General features: G+C 60.2%; 17 protein-coding genes and 3 pseudogenes. 9 read left to right on the top strand and 11 right to left on the bottom strand.

The genetic code is table 11. From position 1 onward, the window contains the following. Nucleotides 1-90 precede the first annotated feature (90 nt). The 4 genes and pseudogenes from YY7_RS63235 (at nt 91) to YY7_RS0118480 (ending at nt 4,606) form a co-directional block, all read left to right on the top strand. Nucleotides 91-910, top strand: a pseudogene (locus YY7_RS63235) (IS630 family transposase). 255 nt (nt 911-1,165) lie between these two features. Further along, complete coding sequence (locus YY7_RS52085) at nt 1,166-1,483, top strand: hypothetical protein (protein ID WP_035690431.1); 318 nt, start codon at nt 1,166-1,168, stop codon at nt 1,481-1,483. A gap of 137 nt (nt 1,484-1,620) precedes the next feature. After that, nucleotides 1,621-2,256, top strand: coding sequence for a response regulator transcription factor (locus YY7_RS0118475; protein ID WP_028164525.1), 636 nt, complete (start codon nt 1,621-1,623; stop codon nt 2,254-2,256). A 1,309-nt stretch (nt 2,257-3,565) separates the two neighbouring features. After that, a complete protein-coding gene (locus tag YY7_RS0118480) occupies nt 3,566-4,606 on the top strand; it encodes a LysR family transcriptional regulator (RefSeq protein WP_028164526.1) in 1,041 nt (346 codons plus the stop codon). Between the two features lie 103 nt (nt 4,607-4,709). On the opposite strand, the gene YY7_RS52090 is transcribed toward YY7_RS0118480, so the two are convergent. Then, on the bottom strand, nt 4,710-5,396 hold the full coding sequence (locus YY7_RS52090) for a redoxin domain-containing protein (RefSeq protein ID WP_196237288.1): 687 nt from the start codon (nt 5,394-5,396) through the stop codon (nt 4,710-4,712). A 1,075-nt stretch (nt 5,397-6,471) separates the two neighbouring features. On the opposite strand from YY7_RS52090, the gene msrB reads away from it, so the two are divergent. The 5 genes from msrB (at nt 6,472) to YY7_RS63240 (ending at nt 9,270) form a co-directional block, all read left to right on the top strand. Next, complete coding sequence (gene msrB / locus YY7_RS0118490; RefSeq protein ID WP_028164527.1) at nt 6,472-6,924, top strand: peptide-methionine (R)-S-oxide reductase MsrB; 453 nt, start codon at nt 6,472-6,474, stop codon at nt 6,922-6,924. Nucleotides 6,925-6,926: 2 nt separating this feature from the next. Continuing rightward, nucleotides 6,927-7,439, top strand: a complete 513-nt coding sequence (gene msrA, locus YY7_RS0118495; protein WP_028164528.1) for a peptide-methionine (S)-S-oxide reductase MsrA — start codon at nt 6,927-6,929, stop codon at nt 7,437-7,439. Between the two features lie 440 nt (nt 7,440-7,879). Beyond that, nucleotides 7,880-8,323, top strand: coding sequence for a DUF1993 family protein (locus tag YY7_RS56620; RefSeq protein ID WP_196237289.1), 444 nt, complete (start codon nt 7,880-7,882; stop codon nt 8,321-8,323). 12 nt (nt 8,324-8,335) lie between these two features. Continuing rightward, nucleotides 8,336-8,908: a hypothetical protein gene (locus YY7_RS56625; RefSeq protein WP_155255231.1), complete on the top strand. Its 573-nt coding sequence runs from the start codon at nt 8,336-8,338 to the stop codon at nt 8,906-8,908. Between the two features lie 134 nt (nt 8,909-9,042). Continuing rightward, nucleotides 9,043-9,270 (top strand): integrase core domain-containing protein, encoded by a 228-nt coding sequence (locus YY7_RS63240; protein WP_245287325.1) that lies wholly within the window; start codon nt 9,043-9,045, stop codon nt 9,268-9,270. Between the two features lie 169 nt (nt 9,271-9,439). Here the strand turns inward: YY7_RS63240 and ccoS are convergent, their stop codons facing one another. From ccoS to YY7_RS65065, 10 genes and pseudogenes are all read right to left on the bottom strand, one after another. After that, complete coding sequence (gene ccoS / locus YY7_RS52105; RefSeq protein ID WP_035690432.1) at nt 9,440-9,634, bottom strand: cbb3-type cytochrome oxidase assembly protein CcoS; 195 nt, start codon at nt 9,632-9,634, stop codon at nt 9,440-9,442. Further along, nucleotides 9,631-11,910 carry a heavy metal translocating P-type ATPase gene (locus YY7_RS0118515; protein ID WP_028164529.1) on the bottom strand — a complete coding sequence of 760 codons (2,280 nt, stop codon included), beginning with the start codon at nt 11,908-11,910 and terminating at the stop codon, nt 9,631-9,633. The genes ccoS and YY7_RS0118515 overlap by 4 nt, the downstream gene beginning before the upstream one ends. 48 nt (nt 11,911-11,958) lie before the next feature. Continuing rightward, nucleotides 11,959-12,756 (bottom strand): DUF2189 domain-containing protein, encoded by a 798-nt coding sequence (locus YY7_RS0118520; RefSeq protein WP_028164530.1) that lies wholly within the window; start codon nt 12,754-12,756, stop codon nt 11,959-11,961. A 5-nt stretch (nt 12,757-12,761) separates the two neighbouring features. After that, a complete protein-coding gene (locus tag YY7_RS0118525; RefSeq protein ID WP_028164531.1) occupies nt 12,762-13,007 on the bottom strand; it encodes a hypothetical protein in 246 nt (81 codons plus the stop codon). Beyond that, entirely contained in the window at nt 13,004-13,885 is an 882-nt protein-coding gene (gene ccoP / locus YY7_RS0118530) for a cytochrome-c oxidase, cbb3-type subunit III (protein ID WP_028164532.1), read from the bottom strand. Before ccoP ends, YY7_RS0118525 begins: the two co-directional genes overlap by 4 nt. Then, complete coding sequence (locus tag YY7_RS0118535) at nt 13,876-14,046, bottom strand: CcoQ/FixQ family Cbb3-type cytochrome c oxidase assembly chaperone (protein WP_028164533.1); 171 nt, start codon at nt 14,044-14,046, stop codon at nt 13,876-13,878. The genes ccoP and YY7_RS0118535 overlap by 10 nt, the downstream gene beginning before the upstream one ends. Before the next feature lie 2 nt (nt 14,047-14,048). Then, nucleotides 14,049-14,780, bottom strand: coding sequence for a cytochrome-c oxidase, cbb3-type subunit II (ccoO, locus tag YY7_RS0118540; RefSeq protein ID WP_028164534.1), 732 nt, complete (start codon nt 14,778-14,780; stop codon nt 14,049-14,051). Nucleotides 14,781-14,783: 3 nt separating this feature from the next. Next, nucleotides 14,784-16,437 (bottom strand): annotated as a pseudogene (gene ccoN, locus YY7_RS52110) (cytochrome-c oxidase, cbb3-type subunit I). A gap of 164 nt (nt 16,438-16,601) precedes the next feature. Continuing rightward, entirely contained in the window at nt 16,602-16,967 is a 366-nt protein-coding gene (locus YY7_RS0118550) for a c-type cytochrome (protein WP_028164535.1), read from the bottom strand. 204 nt (nt 16,968-17,171) lie between these two features. Further along, a pseudogene (locus tag YY7_RS65065) lies at nt 17,172-17,276 on the bottom strand (peptide-methionine (R)-S-oxide reductase); the annotation flags it as partial. Between the last annotated feature and the right edge of the window lie 844 nt (nt 17,277-18,120).

Here is an 18,120-nt window from a genome sequence, read left to right on the forward strand (position 1 = left end):
CAAATCAGTCTGTTTCTGATTCACCATGCTGGCCGGGAAGGAGGCCAGCACGGATGGGCAAGCTTTAGTTCTCTTGATCTTTGAAGGCGTATGATTGCGGCGATCGAGGGCTGGATGTCGCGCAATCAGGCGGCCAAGCAGTTTGGGGCTGCGATCAGCGCCGCCATTAACTGGATGAAGCGGGTCGATGAGACCGGTAGCGTTGCTCCGGGCCAGATGGGCGGTCACAAGCCCAAGGCAATTTCGGGGAACACCCAGTCTGGCTGTCGCAGCGGATCAGGGTCGACGATATCGCCCCTGTGCGGGCTCGTGACCGAGCTCGCCGAGCGCGGCTGAAAGTCGACTACCACTCGGTGCGAGACCTCGTTCATGCCGAGAAGTTCAGCTTCAAAAAAAGCGTGGTGGCTGGCGAACGCGATCGTCCCGACGTGGCGCTGCGGCGAGCCCAGTGGACAAAACATTAACATCGCGTCGCAGCTAAGCGGCCGGTTTTTATCGACGGACCAGGACCGATATAGCTCTCTTACGGAGATGGACGCCGCGGGGACAGAGGCTCTCCGCCAAGGTTCCACACGGCCGCTCGAAGACCATGACCTCCCTTGCGGCATTGCGTCATGACCGGATCGATGCGTTGTGGTTCATCGAGGGACCAAGCAATGGCGAGAGCTTTCGGACCTATGTTGAGAAGGTTCTCGTTCCGACTCTTCGTCCCGGCGATATCGTCATCATGGACAATCTGGGCAGTCACAAGGGAAAAGCCGTGCGCCAGTTCATTCGCTCCGCCCGTGCCATCTCATCATGCTTTAGGACTCGTCCGAGCGCCCTAAGCCTTCGTATCATCGTCCTGCCCCCTTTGGATGGCCCGAGCTCAACCCGCGCTCAATTGAGCCGTTGGTCACAATCCTTTTAGGCTTAGTGCATCCGAAATGCACACGGGCCAAAAGGAGAAAACAATGCCTTACCGCTTGGAAAGTCACGGGTCTGACAAGGCCATGCGATGCACAGTCTGTGAGGTTGGTCTCGTCCGGCATTATTCGTGGCGAACGCCGCTTTGCTCCAGGAAATGCGTCTATCGCTTCAAGGCGCGCCGCCAAAGTGACCACAATTAGAAGGGCTGGTTCCAAATCGCTTTCGACCAGTCGCCCGAAAACCGCGCAAGCGCGTCATGACGCTTCAGATCTCACAACGAGGCAAGGAATATTTTAAGACAGCGCAGACTTTGCTTCGCACTGCCAAAACCATGACGGACCAAGCGATTGCGGCTCAGCTCAAGGCTCTTGCCGACGACTACGAGCGGCGAGCCGAGAAGGCTTCGCTCGACGATGCAAAGCATTGCTCGATCCGCCTGCTAGCGCTGAATACGAGTGGCATACCTGAGCTGATGGACAGCTTCCCTCAGCGGTTATCTAGACGACCAGAGATAGAATTTAAGCCGAATGTCAGCCCAAGCGTCAGAGCGGGCGAGCTGTGTCAGCGCGCGTAAGCTTTGGTGTGCCCGCCGCTCATCCTTAAGAAAAAGGGACTGTTCAGGTTCAAGGATTGGGATTAGAAATGCGCTGTCTGCCGGACCTGCAAACCAAGATGCAAGCTGATTTTCGCGATCTCTTCCGAGTGGTAGCGATGTTTGACGCAACCTCCACCGTGTTGGTCATCGACGACGATCCGGATCTACGCGCGTCGGTCGGGCGCCTGCTGCGATCGCTCGGCATTAACGTTCAACTATTTGCCTCCATTTCCGACTTCCTCAAATCCGATCCACCGGATTGCCCCACCTGTCTGGTGCTCGATATCAGATTGCCCGGCCAAAGCGGCCTCGATTTCCAGCGCGAGCTAGCTGCGGCAAACAGGGAGATCCCGATCATCTTCGTCACGGGCCACGGCGACATACCGATGTCTGTGCAGGCAATGAAGCGGGGTGCGATCGAGTTCCTGACCAAGCCGTTCCGCGACCAGGATCTTCTCGATGCCATTCAGCTTGGCTTGGCCCGCGATCGTGCGCGGCGGGAGAATGACAAGGACTTGGTCTCCCTTAAGCGGCGTTTCGCCTCCTTAAGCCCCCGGGAACGCGAGATCGTAGTTCAGGTGGCGCGCGGCCGCCTGAGCAAACAGATTGCCCACGATATCGGCATCGCCGAGGCTACGGTGAAGGTGCATCGCAGCAGGGCGATGCAGAAGATGCAGGCCGGTTCGCTTCCAGAACTCGGCCGGATGGCTGACAAGCTCAAGCTTGTGCCTGACACGCCGCAACGCTCTTAAGGTGTGCGTTTTTGCGCGATGTACTATTCGCGCGGACGCATGAGTTAAGCGGTCGCGCAATCTCCAAAGCAAACCAACAGAACAAGGCCGACGGGCGCTACGCCGGCGACTTTTTCTTGCAACCGCCGGCTCGTGGATCCGGTTCCGCTGCGATTCTCTGCACTGAGTCCCAGGGCAAACGAAGAGCAAGCTGCTGTGCACTTGGCGGTCAGCATCGATTGAATCGTTACGATAGTGCGAATGTACGGAAGGAGCACCGCATTACCGAATCTGGATACAGCCAATTATACGCCGGCTTATTGATCACGAAGTGCCGCGCAGATGCGCGGTAGCCTCAAGTTTCTCCTCTTGGATGACGATTGTGATTTGCACCAAGCGCTGCCATCGCGAAATGATCCAATCTGTGATCCCGCCATGGCACTTACAATGTGCGCCGATTGAAGCCGTCTCCCGGCTTGTAAATCTAGGTTTAGCAACGTCACCAAATCTGTCATTGCGCGCCACCCGCGTGGAATAGCTCGCAGCCCTCCAAATCGTCAGATTGCGCTTCACTAGCATCTTTGCGGGGATGGGCACTTGCCAAAGCAAGCGAGTTCATTATGCGATCGACTGCCGCTTTCGGGACGCTCGGAACAATTTCATCTCGAACCGGAGCTAAAACGTCGGACGCACCCATTAGCACAGCCAACTGATCCTGACCTCTAAGCCACGGCGCATTCTTCGAGCCGACGTGGGTTGACCCAGCGGTCCAGACCACTGAGGTGTTGCACACACTACAGATGAAAGCGCCATGCAATACTCACTCAACAAATGTTGCAAGAATAAGAACGCCGTAACAAGAACTGCGCTTAACGCCGCGATCAAGCCGCTCTATCTCTCGTCCGCAATAACATCAGGCACAGCAGGGTCACGGAGAACAAGGATGCGCGCCATATCTGAGCGTCAACTGCATCGCCTAACAGCGGCGATGTGACCGTCAAGGACACCAAGCGTGGCAATGCAAGATTTAGACGATCGGATACGTGTTTCGGACTCTCGGATTGAGCTTGTGCTCGTCTTGGGGACACCGACGATACTTTTCGCTGGTCTGGCGGCTACGATATTCTACGCAACCGGCCACGTTAAAAGGAAACAACGTCGGTCAGAACACTTTGCCGCAAGATGAGAAACATTTCCGAAAGGCGAAGGTCGACAATTCCGAGCCGGCACACAATATCTGTTTCCGTGGAAGCTCCGCGACAAACCGCTTGACCAACTATGGCAACGAACCGGAACGATCCGAACCACGGGAAAACTTTCGAGTATGAGTATGCGACTGCAGCTTTATCAGGTGCGATATTTCTTGGCCCTAGCAAGGACGCTCAATTTTACGCAGGCTGCGAAGCAATGCAATGTGACGCAGCCGGCGCTCACAAAGGCGGTACAAAAGCTCGAGGAAGAACTCGGTGGCGCGTTGATTCACCGTGAACGTCACCTCACCCAGCTGACCGAGCTAGGCAAGATGATTTTGCCTACGCTGGAGAAAATATTTGCCGCCGCGGAGGCGGTGCGGCTTCAGGCGCGAGGCTACCAAAAGAAGACAATCGCCCCGCTCAAGATCGGGTTGGTGCCGTCAGTTTCCGCTGCACTCATCACGGAATTGCTCTTGGAGCTCGCCAAGATCATTCCTGACCTTCGAATCGATCTGCGCGAGGCGGATGCCAATCGACTCGTTGCAATGCTTTTGGATGGCGAGATCAATGCCGCACTCGTCGGTGACGCCGTGGAGCTACCTGAGCGTATTGATCGCTGGCCGCTGTTCGAGGAGCGATACGTGCTCGTCGTGTCTCGGGAACATCCGATGGCGAGGCGAACAGTTATCCCGCTCCAAGACTTGCATGAGGCGGTATTTCTCGAAAGGGTCGGTTGCGACGTCGCCGGCCGATTCAAGCAGGCCTGTTTTGCCAACCATCCAGGCCCTAAAGTGGTGCACAGGAGCACTGAGGAACGGCATCTTGAGCAGATGGCATCCGCCGGCTTTGGAGCCATGCTGGCGCCAGAGCACGCTCCCAGGCTGCCGTTGCTCGCCGCTATTCCAATCGAAGGCGACCCCATCCGCCGCGAGGTGCAGCTTTTGGCGGTGGCGGGAAGGCAATATTCGCCGGCGCTGGACGCCTTTATCAAGGTCGCTCGCGTTCGCGACTGGACGAGTGCGCTGGACAAACTCCGCCGCGCATCTGCCCCTGCCTCGAACAAGGACAATGTTGGCAAGGCTGACGCACAAGGTGCGAGCGCCTTGGTCCAAATCACGGGCCCCAGTCCTGCTTCCCCATGCCCGAGCTTGTCGCGGGCATCCAACCGTCGTTGCTGAAGTGACGCGAAGTCGTGGATGGTGGGGACAAGCCCGGCCATGATGCCGTTGCAGTCGCCACGTGTAGCCTCTTGAATTGACTCGCCTTATTTCCGGTCAGGCTCTAAGGGCGAGGCTCAGGCCCATCCAATTTGGACAGGGCAGCAAGCACCGTTGCGGTCGTCGCTCCCGTGATGGAGTCCGGCCCGACACACGCTCGACGGATGATCCCCCGTTGGTCGAGGACATAGGTGGCCGGCATTGGCAACATCCAAAAGGAGAAGCCATGGGGAGCGGAGAGATCAAGGCCGCGCTGCAAGAGATGGCTCTTTATCTCCGCCGGCACCACGGACACCAGGCCGAACGAAAGGCTCACCCCAAGATCTAGGTCGGAGAGGATTTCCAGATCCAGTCGGTGATCGCGCTTGAAATTGCGTGGCAAGTCTCCGGTCTCGGGCGTTATGGCAATTGCTCTGGCGCCGGCAGCGCGGATACTAGGGGTGGCCCGGTGAAGAGCGAGTATTCCAGCTGCGCACAATGGGGACCAAGTCCCGTAAACGAAGGTGACGATCAACGGCGCAGTTTGTCGCAATTCAAAAGATGAAACGAGCTTTCCATTTGCCTCGGGGAGAAGGAAATCGGGGGCAGGGTCATTCGCCCTCAGCGCGCCATCAGGAACGCACGCCTCTCGCAGCCATGATGAAAGCAGCTGGTCGGCTTGGATGTCTAGCGTGCGAAAGCCGCTCAAGGTCCCTGTGGAGGCTTCGATCGGCGTACTGACCGGGCGCCCCTTCAAAACTTCGTCGTCCATTCTCGTTCTCCCCCCAACGGTGCCCCTCGCGGCGCCCGTCCGCATATGTTTCTTGCATGGTGACCGTGCGTTCTCGAAAACGAAAATTCAACTTTGGAATGGTAGTCGTTGACGAATAATTGCTAGGAATAGTCGGCGGCCCCAAATATCGCGATGTGCCGCGGCGCACACGAAGCACTAAGCGCAGCTTCCGTAGAGGAGCCCGCGACCGATGACTCTTATAGTCACCGCGCCCGTGCTCCCGCATACCGAGCGACAGGATGAGGAGACGGAAGCCAACCATGGAACTGGACGAACTGGTACGCCATGACTAATCCTCCGAACCGAGGTCCATCGGGAAGTTCACGGCGAATAACTTCGAGCGAAGACGATGGCCTCGTAGCAAGGATGAAACGATATCGTGAAGTCGGACTGAATTCGTAGGAGCTTGAACGTGGTAAGTCCAGACATTGCTCAGTCGTTTTCTCGAGTCTGCGGCTGTCCGTTCGCGCTCTCTGTTCCAGCCGGCAACGCGGCGTGTCAGGCACGCGCTTTTTTTGCGTTACGGCACCTACGAACGGCGACAGGCCCGCCTTCCTACCGCGAGATGTATCCGGCAGCGAAAGAGCACTTGTCGGATATAAAAAACTGAACAAGGCTACAGAAGCAAACTACGTTAGCCATCTGGAGTCGTCTATTAAAGGATAATTTGGACCGGGTACCCAAGAACAAGCGCGACGACCTTCCTGGCCGGCATTTCGCAGGGGCCTCGTCGACCTCAGCCGGTAAAGGTTGAGGTTGACGACGTCGGCGCCGGCGAACAGGCTCGTCCGCTTTCCATCGCGAGGCTTCCGCACGGTGACGCAGTACCGTCGCCCCCCGTGCATCCCTTCGCCGTTGCCGCTGGCATCGCGGAGCGCGCCGATTCAAAGTTCTGTTCCAGCAGTGTCAGACCCGTCGCCTGGGCCAATGAATCGGCCCGGCAGATTGAAGCACGTCCGGTGTCGATTCGCATGGCATCGTTTCGATAGCCGGCGGTAATTGGACCGTCGCCCACCCATGCCTATCTCAAACGCAGAACAAAGGAGCTTCGCGAATGCCGACCTACAGGAAAAACCCCGAAGCGGTCTCGAAGTTGACGCCCGAGCAGTACCGCGTCACGCAGACTGACGGGACCGAGCGCCCCTTCGCCAACGAATACTGGGGCAACAAGGAGCCGGGCCTCTACGTCGACGTGGTTTCCGGCGAACCGCTCTTTGCGTCCTTCGACAAGTTCGACAGCGGAACGGGATGGCCGAGTTTCACGCGGCCTCTCGAGGCCGCGAACGTCGTCGAGAACGCGGACAGCTCGCACGGCATGACACGGACCGAGGTTCGCTCCAAGCACGGCGACAGCCACCTTGGCCACGTTTTCTCGGATGGGCCGCGCGACAAGGGCGGGTTGAGGTACTGCATGAACTCGGCCTCCTTGAGGTTCATCCACCGCGACCAGTTGGAGGGCGAGGGGTACGGCGAGTACGCAAAGCGCTTCGCAAAGCAGGAGGCTTGACGATGACAGCGACTACAGAACGCGCGATCCTGGCAGGGGGTTGCTTCTGGGGAATGCAGCAGCTGGTGCGGCGCTTGCCCGGCGTCGTCTCGACGCGGGTTGGGTACTCGGGCGGCGACGTCAAGAATGCCACGTACAGCAACCATGGCACGCACGCAGAAGCGATCGAGATCACGTTCGATCCGAGTCAGACGAGCTTCCGCGACCTGCTGGAGTTCTTCTTCCAGATTCACGACCCGACGACGCCCAATCGGCAGGGAAACGACCGAGGCACAAGCTACAGGTCGGCGATCTTCTACACGAGCGAGGAACAACGCCGCGTCGCCGAAGACACTATCGCCGACGTTGAGGCTTCAGGGCTGTGGCCGGGCAAGGTCGTGACCGCACTCTCGCCCGCTGGCGATTTCTGGGAGGCGGAGCCCGAGCACCAGGATTACCTGGAACGCTATCCGAACGGCTACACCTGCCACTTCGTCCGTCCGCATTGGAAGTTGCCGCGGAGAAACGCCGCTTGACGGCGACCGCAGTGTCTGTGGCCTGCGGCGCACAGCCTCACGGCGTGTGCACCATAAATCGTTTGCCAAGTGTCCTCGCCGCCCCGGCGAAGTCGCTCACAACGCGACAAGGTGGCGAGTTTGGACGGCCGGACACAGCTTTGAGGTTCTCGACGTGAAAATACTAGTTCGGCCGCAACCACCACTCGGTCGGCCGCAACTGGATATTTGTTCAGCGTCTTCAATAAGGCAACGAAGATCGAACCGATCAAGACCCCAGATCAGGTTGGAGCGCGGAAGGGCTCTTCATCCGCAGGCTGGATGTCTGCGTGAGATGGCATCGACCCCGCTGTGCCGAAGCCGAGCTGATATGGGCCTGAGCGCCATAAAGGCTTCTGGACGTGGCAGGCGAGCCGTTCTGGCGTAGATCGCGACAAGACCTCGACAAGTTGATGACCACCTTGGACGTCACCTTCGTCATGCTGTCGGAGTGCGTGCTTGCGGCGGGTGCGCACAAGGTCGACGCGCACATGGCGAAGTTGACGCAACACGACCCGTCAGGCGCCCCGCAGCACCCCGATGATGTATCTGGCAGCGAGACTCACGGCTTCCTGCGAAACGTGCATCCGGATGAGATCGCCGGCGCGCAGTCCCACACATATGAGCCGACGCCGTCCATCCTGCGCGGATGGTTCGGCGGCGACGACCACATCCGGTACCTGGTGCTGCCCGGCTTCTTCTTCCACATCTCGATTGCGCACGTGATCCTCAGGCACCTTGGAGCGAAGATCGGGAAGCGCGACTATCTTTGCAACCCCACTCAACAGAGCGGCGGTGACTACTCGTGTGAGACGGGCGCGGGGCGCGGCACGGATAGAGCCCTTCAAGGCAGTAAGCAAGTTTAAGTGATGCCGCTAGTGAGCGTGTTGCGAGAGATCATCGGCGCGCTGCAAGGCGAAGCGAAATTCGAGGCTGCCGTAAGCGAGTTGCGAGGGATCGACTGCGCTCGCGTAAGCTTCCTAGCGCAGGAGGAAATTGCAGCCTCCTGCGCAGGAGCCGGCGTCGAGATCGGCTTGAGCGACGACCGGCGACAGGTTCGCACACTTGCGACCTCGCTTGCGGCCACCGCCGTCCTGGCGGCGGCTGGTGCAGCACCCGCGTCGGCCCTGCTGGCGGGACTGGCTTCCGGGGATAGTGTGGGCGGGCTGACAGCCTTGTTCGGCCAGCGCCACGAAGCCCACGTGCACGAGTGGTCCGAGAGCCAGATCCTCAACGGCGCCTTCGTGTTGACCGGCCACTCCGCCAGTGCAGAGCAGTTCGAGGCCGCCGCTATTATGCGCCGGCACCAGAGCTACGGCCGCTGGTATGCATCTGACCCGCTGGTTCCTGCATCGGTGCCTCCGGCGGAACGGCATCTGCCAGTTGCCGGAGATCACCGGCGACAAGACCATGTCCGATCGGCTGCTTCCACATCGACAGCGGCGAGGTGAGGACTGAGGAAGGCAAGCTCTATCTCTTCGTCGCCGCGGACCGGACCTCGAAATGCGCCTTCGCCCGGCTCATGCCGAAGGCGACCGCGCGCGAGGCTCGCGCCTTCCTGGCGGCCTTGGTGGTGCGGTGCCGTATGAGATCAACACCGCGCGCACCGACGACGGCATTCAGTTCGCCGATCTACTGCCCAGAAACCGGCGAGGGACCTACCGCCAGATGGCGTGGCCATCCCTTTGATCGCGCCTGCCGGAGCCATGGCATTGAACATCGGCTGAGCCAGCCTAATTCTCCCTGGAGCAATGGTCAGGTCGAGCGAATGAACCGCACCCTCAAGGAGGCGACCGTCCGGCGCTATCACTAAGAGGATCCGGCTCCGCGATCACCTCGCGGCATTCCTCGTTGCCTACAACTTCGCCAACCGATTGAAGACTTACAAGGCTTCACATCCTATGAGCGAACAGCAAAGCTTGGACGGACAATCCCGGGCGATTCAGATACGATCCAATCCACCTCACATCGGGACTGAACAACTAGTTGCGGTGACTCGGCTTGTCCCCGTGCGCCCTCGCTGTGTTGTCAGGCCCATCGCGACTTTCGAACAGGATTCGTTCGGCGGCGCCCGCAAGATCGTCATATTGGCCGCTTCGCAGCGACCACATGAACGCGCCGAGCGCTATGGCGCCGAGCGCGAGCGCAACGGGAATCAGGAAGAAGTAATCTGTCATCGGGCTTTCTCCATCGCAAGTGCCCGGCCGGAGATATCGCCAGCGGGCGCGCGCCCGCGCGGCTCTTTGCGCGAGCGCCAGCCCTGCAGTCGCAGGGCATTGGCGATCACGAGCAGTGACGAGGTCGACATCGCCACCGCCGCCACCAGCGGTGTCACATGGCCGAGGATGGCGATGGGCACTGCAATGGCATTGTAGCCGATGGCGAGCATGAGATTCTGGCGCACGAGGTGCCGCGCATTGCGCGCAACCGCAATGGCCTGCGCCACGGCGAGAAGACTGTCGTGCAGGAAGACGAGGTCGGCGGCATTGCGTCCGACATCGGCGGCGGTGGCCGGAGCCATGGATGCATGGGCGGCGGCGAGGGCAGGCGCGTCGTTGAGACCGTCGCCGACCATCAGTACACGGTGTCCTGCCTCCGTCAGATCAGCGATGTGTTTCGCTTTGTCCGCGGGCGAGACGCCGGCGCGGTAGGCAAGTCCGAGGTCCGATGCAAGATGGCGTACCGGTTCGTCTCGGTCGCCAGACATGATCTCGACGCGGCATCCTTGATTGGACATGGCAAGCACGGCCTCGCGGACGTCCGGGCGAAGATCGCTATCGAAACGGAAGGTCGCGCGCAGCCGCCCGTTCTCGGAGAGGACAACGCCGGTGGTGGCCGACTGTTCGGCTGCCGCCGTCAGCGCCCAGTCCGCCCGGCCCAGCCTGTAGGTCGTCGTGCCGATGGTGGCCTGCATTCCAGCGCCCGGCTGCTCTGAAAGATCGTTCAGCGCCACAGGCGTGACGGCATTGTCGCGTCCCGCGGCGACCAGCGCGCGCGAGTAGGGATGACGTGAATGGGCCGCGATCGAAGCGGCGATCGCCAGCGCCGCGAGATCGATGTCATTGCGATTCATGAGCCGGAGCCGATCCATGGTCAGCGTTCCAGTCTTGTCAAAGATTACGGTGTCGACTTTGGCGATGCGCTCCAACGCGCCGCCGTCCTTGACTATGACGCCGCTCTCGAACAAATGCCGCGCGGCAACGACCTGCACCATGGGCACGGCAAGGCCGAGCGCGCAGGGGCAGGTGATGATCAGCACCGCGATGGCGATGGTTGCCGCGCGATGCAGGTCGCCTTCCACGATCATCCAGCCGATGAATGTCAGGAGTGCGGTGACATGCACGACCGGCGCATAAAGCCGCGAGGCGCTGTCCGAAACGCGCCGGTAGACCGAGCGCCCGGCTTCGGCCGCTTCCATCATTCGTACCATTTCGGCGAGAAATGAATCTTTCGCGGCAGCCGTCGCGACGATGGTGAGCGGGCCGGTCAGGTTCAGCGTACCCGCGGACAGCGCCGCGCCCGGTGCAACCGGCTGCGGCAGGCTCTCGCCGGAGACCAGCGCGCAGTCGATCTCCGATTGTCCTGTTTCGACGCGGGCATCGACCGGCACGCGCTCGCCCGCCGCCAGCAGGATGTGCATATTCGGCCGGATCTCGTTCACCGGCAGATAGGCGTGGGTGCCGTCGTCCTGCACCACGAGCGCGCCGCGCGAGGACAGGCGGGCCAAGCCTCGGACAGCGGTCCGTGCGCGCTCGCGCATCATGTGATCGAGCGTGCGGCCGATCAGGAGAAAGAACAACAGTGATATTGCGGCGTCGAAATAGGCGTGCGCTTCATGATGGAACGTTTCGTAGAGGCTCATGCCCAAGGCAAGCAGCACGCCGATGGAAATCGGAACGTCCATATTGGTCTGGCCATGGCGCAACGCGCGCCAGGCGGAAGAAAAGAATACGCGGCCCGAATAGATCAGCGCGGGGAAAGCGATCAGCGCGGAGATCCAATGAAACATGTCGCGGATCGGGGCGTCCGCGCCGGACCATACCGACACTGACAGCAGCATGATGTTGCTGGCGGCGAAACCTGCCACCGCAAGCGCGCGGATCAATTCTTTCAGTGTCTCCTCGGTCTTGTCCGTGCCCGCATCGTGAAGGTACGCGTCGTAACCGATTTTGTTGAGTGTCTCGATGAACGGTGCGGGCGGTTTGTCCGCCTGCCAGCGAATTGCGACCCGCTTGGAGGAGAGATTGACCCGCGCTTTTTCCACGCCGGGAAGCGCGCCGAGGGCCACTTCGACCTTCTGGATGCAGCCGCCGCAGTGAATACCCGGCACCGAGAGGTCAGTCTGGCGGACGCCGTCGCCGATGATACGGCTCGCGAGCAACACTTCCTCATTCGCGGTGTGGGGATCGGCCATCGCGAGAGCGAGTTCAGCGCTGGGCGCACAACAACTCATCGGCACTCCGTTTCTGCACTTCGCCGGCATTCCGCCGGCGGCGTGTCGTTATATTGCGGCTTCGACCGCCATCGCGCTATAGGCGTGCCAGGTGCCGTGCCCGAGCAGGGGAAACACGATGATCAGGCCCAGCATTCCAGTGGCAAGGGAGAGCAGGAACAGTGCAAGCGCAATGGCACCCCAGGTCAGCATCACGGTCAGGTTGTTCCAGACCAGCGCCATACTCGAGCCCATGGCGGTGAGGGCGTCAACGCGCTTGTCGAACATCATGGGAATTGAAAACGCGCTGATGGCAAACGAGAAGGCCGCGAACAGTCCGCCGACGGCACTTCCGACAATGAGCATCGCCCAGCCGACCGGCGTGGTGAATAGCATCGGTGCGATATACTCGAGGCCGGGAAACGGCACCAGGCCGAAAAACAACGCGTAGATGATCACCGCCGCGCGCATCCATGTGATCATCAAAAGGCACAACAGGACGCCCACGAACAGGATCTGTCCGCCGCATCGCGGCCTGACGAAGATCATGTTCGCGAGATTGACGGGCAGGCCGGCGGCGAGGCGGCGGCTTTTTTCATACAGGCCGATTGCGAGGATCGGGCCCACCACCATAAAGCCGGCGAACGCAGGAAATAGGATGTAATCCCACTCTAGGCGAAACAGGCCGTCGACAATCGCAACGGACGCGAGAAAGATCATCAGGCCGTAGCTCAGGCTCGTCATCGGCTGCACGGTCAGGTCGTGCCAGCCTTTCGTAAGCCATGTGAAGGCATCGGCGGGAACAAGTAAGCGATGCCAGCGGTTTTTTGTGGGAAGCGGAGGCAAGACGGTCGGGATCATGGTCATGTCGATCATTCCACCTGCGCTTTGGTTGTCATGGAGGGTTTAGATGAACACGACGAGGTCGCCGCGCTGAAGCTATTGGTGCCGTTGCCTTCGCCGTGCGGGAGATGAGCGACGCAGTCCGGCTGTGAGGATACAGCCACGTAAAGCAGATGCGCATTGGCGGCGGCAAACACGATCAGTCCGATGCCGATCGACAGCCAGACGATGGACTTCGCCTTCCACCCACCATGGGATGCCGCCGCGCTGCTCATGGGGCGGGCATCCTCTCATCGAAAAGGTAGAGCGCCAGGATCTTGCGATCGAGCGGTGTCAGGCGGCCCTCCCATGACGGCATGTGGCCCTGCCGCCCATTCCACAGCGTGTTCGTGATCGTCTGCACGTCGCCGCCGTAGATCCAGAACTTATCGGTCAGGTTCGGTGCGCCCACGTCGCTGTTGCCCTTAGCGTCCTCGCCATGACATGCGGCGCAATTGGCAGCGAATATCTCCTTGCCAGCGTCCACATCGCCGGGCTTTGCGGTCTTCGCGGTGGATGGATCGGAGAGCGAGCGCACGAAGGCTACCACCTTGTCGATATCAGCTGGCTGGAGAATCTGATCATGGCCGAAAGCCGGCATCTGCGAGGTGCGGCTGTCGGGATGCGGCGAGTTGATGCCGACGCGGATGGTCTCGGCAATGGCGTCCGGATCGCCGCCCCACAGCCATGAGGTGGTGGTCAGGTTCGGGAAGCCGTGGCCACCCTGCGCGTTGAGCCCATGGCACGCGGCGCAATTGTCGCCGAACACGGTGCGGCCGGTCTGACGCACGATGTTCATCAGCGCAGGATCGGCTTGAATCTCCCGAAAGCTTTTGGCCTCGATCTGCTTAGTCCATGCGCTGCGGCCGAAGGCGGCTCGCTTCAGCGAGTCCTGTACGATGTTGCGTTGGTCGAGGCCGAGCAGTCCTTTGGTGTAGCTGACGCCGAGTGGCCACGCGGGCATCAACACCCAGTAGCCGACCGAAAAGACAAAAGCAATCAACAGGAAAAAGTACACCGCGCGCGGAACGGGTGTGTTCAATTCCTTGATGCCGTTCCACTCGTGCCCGGTCGTGAGATAACCGGTGTAGTAGTCGCGTTCTTCTACCGCCATGGTCCATCCTCGTTGTGCAGGACCGACTTCGCGGCGCGATCGAACGCCTTTTTGTTCGACGGCCAATAGGCGTAGACGACGGTGATGATCGAGAGTGCGATCAGATAGAACAAGCCGAACGACTTCGAGAACCACACCAGCGTACCGTGTCCGAGATCCATGATCACCTCGCAGCTTTTGCGACGGATTTGTGCGCCGCGTCGGTCAGGTGGCCGAGCACCTGGAGATAGGCGACCAGGGCGTCCATCTCGGTGAGTTCGCCAGGCCTGCCGTCGAACGCGCGGACGTTGGTGGCCTTGCCGTAGCGTTGGGTGACGCCATCGGCGTAGGGCGATTCCGGCGCGGCCTGGCCGTAGGCGTCCTTGCTCGCATTCGCGATCATGTCGTCGGTGTAGGGCACGCCGACGGCGCGCTGGGCCTTCAGGTGCGCGCCGAGATCATCGGTGCGCAGCGTCGTTTTCAGCAACCACGAATAGGCGGGCATGACGGAAACGGAAAGCACATCGCGCGGGTTGTTGAGGTGCGCGACGTGCCATTCGTCGGAATATTTGCTGCCAATGCGTGCGAGGTCCGGTCCCGTGCGCTTCGAGCCCCACAGCATCGGATGGTCGTATTTCGATTCAACCGCGAGCGAGTAGGGGCCGTAGCGTTCGACCTCATCGCGCAGGGTGCGGATCATCTGGGAATGACAGGCGTAGCAGCCTTCGCGGATGTAGATGTTGCGGCCCGCCAGTTCGAGCGGCGTGTAGACGCGCATGTCGGGCGCGTCTTCCACCGTCTGGTGGATGGTGAAGAGCGGCGCGATTTCTACGAGGCCGCCGATGCTGGCCACAAGGATGATGCCGAGAGTGAGGCCGATGGCTTTGCGTTCGAGCCGATAGTGCAGTCCGAACACGGCTTACTCTCCCGGTTGAAGGACGGTCCCGCCGAGCACCGGCGATGGCATGTCGGTTGCAGATTCATGCACCTTGCGAATGCCGGTTCTGATCGTCATCCAGATGTTGTAGCCGCCAACGATCGCGCCGATCAGGAACAGCAGACCGCCGATGGCGCGCGCGATGTAGTAGGGATGCATCGCAATCAGCGAGTCGACGAAAGTATAAGCGAGGGTGCCGCTCTCATTGTAGGTCCGCCACATCAGCCCCTGGATGATGCCGGAATTCCACATGGAAGACGTAAACAACGGCGCCGGCAAGGGCGAGCCAGAAATGCACCTCGACGAGCCGCGGCGAATACATGCGGTCGCGTTTCCAGAGCCACGGCACGATGGCATAGATCGATCCGAACGTGATCATCGCCACCCATCCGAGCGCGCCGGCATGGACGTGGCCGACGGTCCAGTCGGTGTAGTGGGAAAGCGAGTTGACGGGTCGGATGGCGAGGAATGATCCTTCGAAGGTGGTGATACCATAGAACACCGCCGCCACCATCATGAAGCGCAGCGTCGCATCGTCCCGCACCTTGTCCCATGCGCCGTTCAGCGTCAGCAGCGCGTTAGCGGCGGACGCCCACGACGGAATCAGCAGCATTAGCGAGAACGTCATGCCCAGCGTCTGCACCCATTGCGGTAACGCCGTGTAGTGCAGGTGATGCGAGCCCGCCCACATGTAAAAGAAGGTGATGCCCCAAAAGCTGATGATCGACATCCGGTAGGAATAAATCGGCCGTCTGGCGCGTACCGGCACGAAGTAGTACATCATGCCGAGGAAGCCGGCGGTGAGGAAGAAGGCGACGGCATTGTGACCGTACCACCATTCGGTCATGGCATCCTGCACTCCGGAGAACAGCGAGTAGCTCTTGGCGCTGCCGAACGAGACGGGGACGGCGAGGTTGTTGACGATGTGCAGGATCGCGATCACCAGGATGAAGGCCATGTAGTACCAATTGGCCACATAGATGTGCGGTTCCTTGCGTCGTGCGAGCGTGCGCAGATAGATGGCGAAGTATACGACCCACACCACCAGCAGCCAGATATCCGCGTACCATTCTGGCTCCGCGTATTCCTTGGACTGGGTGATACCCATCATGTAGCCAGTAACGGCGAGCACACAGAACAGATTGTAGCCGAGCAGAACGAACCACGGGCTGAGCTGATCGGGCAGGCGCGCGCGCGAGGTCCGCTGTAGTACGTAGTAGGATGTGGCGATCAGTGCGTTGCCGCCGAAGCCGAAGAGCACGCTGGTGGTGTGAACGGGACGCAGCCGCCCGAAGCTGGCCCAACCGGCATCAAAAGTGAAGTCGGGCTTCACCAAGAGCCACGCCACCCAGTCACCTATAAAGAGGCCGAACACGACCCATATCATCGCGAGAATAATGCCGAATCTCGTCGGATCGTCGTAATAGTGGTTGAGGCGTTCGTCGCCGGGTTCAGGATCGTAGTAAACCGAAATGACTTTGAATATCCCGGCAAGCGCTGCGACCCCGATGAGCGCCCCGTGAATGCCGAGCGGATCGTCCTTGCCTGCTATGCCAAATATCAATCCACACAGCGCGAGCCCGAGCAGGATCAATAGCGCGTATTGACGTTCAGCCTTGGTCAGTTGTCCGATCATTGTCTTGCTGCCTTCCAAAACCGGAATTCCGATTTGGTCCGCATTGAAAACTCAAAGGTCAGGTCAAATCGCCTGGTGGTCCGGTCGCCTGCGTCGGCCGCAGCTGCGTAGCGACGTAACGTCCAAATGGATAACGTCTTGCTGACGCCTCGCTCAACGAGTCGCTACTTCAACGTAGCAAGATAAGTAACGAGGTCCGTCCGGTCCGTCGGGTTCTTCAGCCCTGTGTAGGCCATTCTATTTCCGGGAACCACCTTCTGTGGCGATTCCAGATACGCATCGAGGGTCTTCGCATCCCACACAATGCCGGACTGCTTCATCGCGCTACTGTAGCTGAAGCCAGGAGCCGTGGCCGCCTTCCTGCCAATGATTCCTTCCAGGCCCGGCCCGACGCGATTGGCATGATCCGTCGCATGGCATGCTGCGCAAGCTTTGAAGATGGTTTGTCCGTGCTCGGCGTCCTGTGCGTAGCTGAGATTCGTGGTTACTCCCGTAAGTACGAGCACCGCGATAAACACTCCGCCTTTCATTGGGAACATCCTTTTTTAGATCGGTATCAGCGGTGGCGCAGCCGCGCAACCTAACTGTTGAGGTCGTCGTCGAGTCGACGCGCGCGCATGCCTCTAACGGCTTATCGGGTAAGGACGGATGCACCGACAACAAAGAGGTCCTCTACATTCCTCCCTCGAAATCGGTGAAGGAAAGCGCAGGCGGGACTGCGGTCTAGACCGACAACCGGTACCGCTGTCGAATTTGTCGGCGCACGCGAATAATGGCTCGCCCGACACCACCTCGGCGTAGGGTTCCGGCTCTTTGTTGTCCCAGTACTCGTTCCGAAACGAGTCCCTGCTTGCCGTCTTGATGCGTGATCCGGCACTAAGCGTTAGCGGCGATACCGCCTCGAGGTTTTTGTACGCCTTCATCCTTCGATCTCCTCGCAAACAAACAAAAAGTAGGACGGCGAAAGTCGACGGTCCAATGACTTGTGGCTATGGAATCGATGCCATCGACGTTGTGCGGGAAAATAGACGGTGCAGTACAAACATATGCTTCCCGCTGATCGGGCTTAGAGGTCTCTGTAAATAGAAACGTCGATTTCGAGGAGCCATGCGGCTGGTGGCAGTCCTCCCTACAGCAGCGCGTGGCGCGGCGCGCGGGCCGCTGACGGAGCTGTTGGCGAAAATCTCGCGGGGAGGCGTCGCATCGATCCCTACAACGCCTCAATCGCGGCGACAGAAGCTCCCGTTGTCTCGCCGGGCGCCTGCCGTCGGCGCTCAGGACCCGGCACCAGCTTCCACCTCCTGATCAATCGAAGCGAGGAGGGCTGCGATTGACGCGCGCTTGTTGCCGGGCCGCGAATGAAACCGCAGTGGGTTTGTCGTGTGCTTTAGCGTAGTTGTCGCCTCCGGCGTCGGTCGCCAACAAGGGTGGGCAATGGCCTAAGCGCGTCTTCCGTCGTCGCGTTAGGCGCCTTCGGATTCAAAATAGGCCGATCAGCGCGCGTTTGATCCGGCAGCGACCTCACCTCAGCCTCCGCAGTCGGCCTTGGCTCAGCCTTTGGCAGAGATGGAGGGGAGGCGGAAACGCCGTCATCCGCGTTCGACCTAAACTCTATAGGGGCCGCTCCGGCGACAGGGTGCCGCGTCCGTGCTCGGCGCCGCCCATCTCGCAGGCGGTATGGCG

The organism is Bradyrhizobium elkanii WSM2783, assembly GCF_000472865.1.
Lineage (GTDB): Bacteria > Pseudomonadota > Alphaproteobacteria > Rhizobiales > Xanthobacteraceae > Bradyrhizobium > Bradyrhizobium elkanii_A.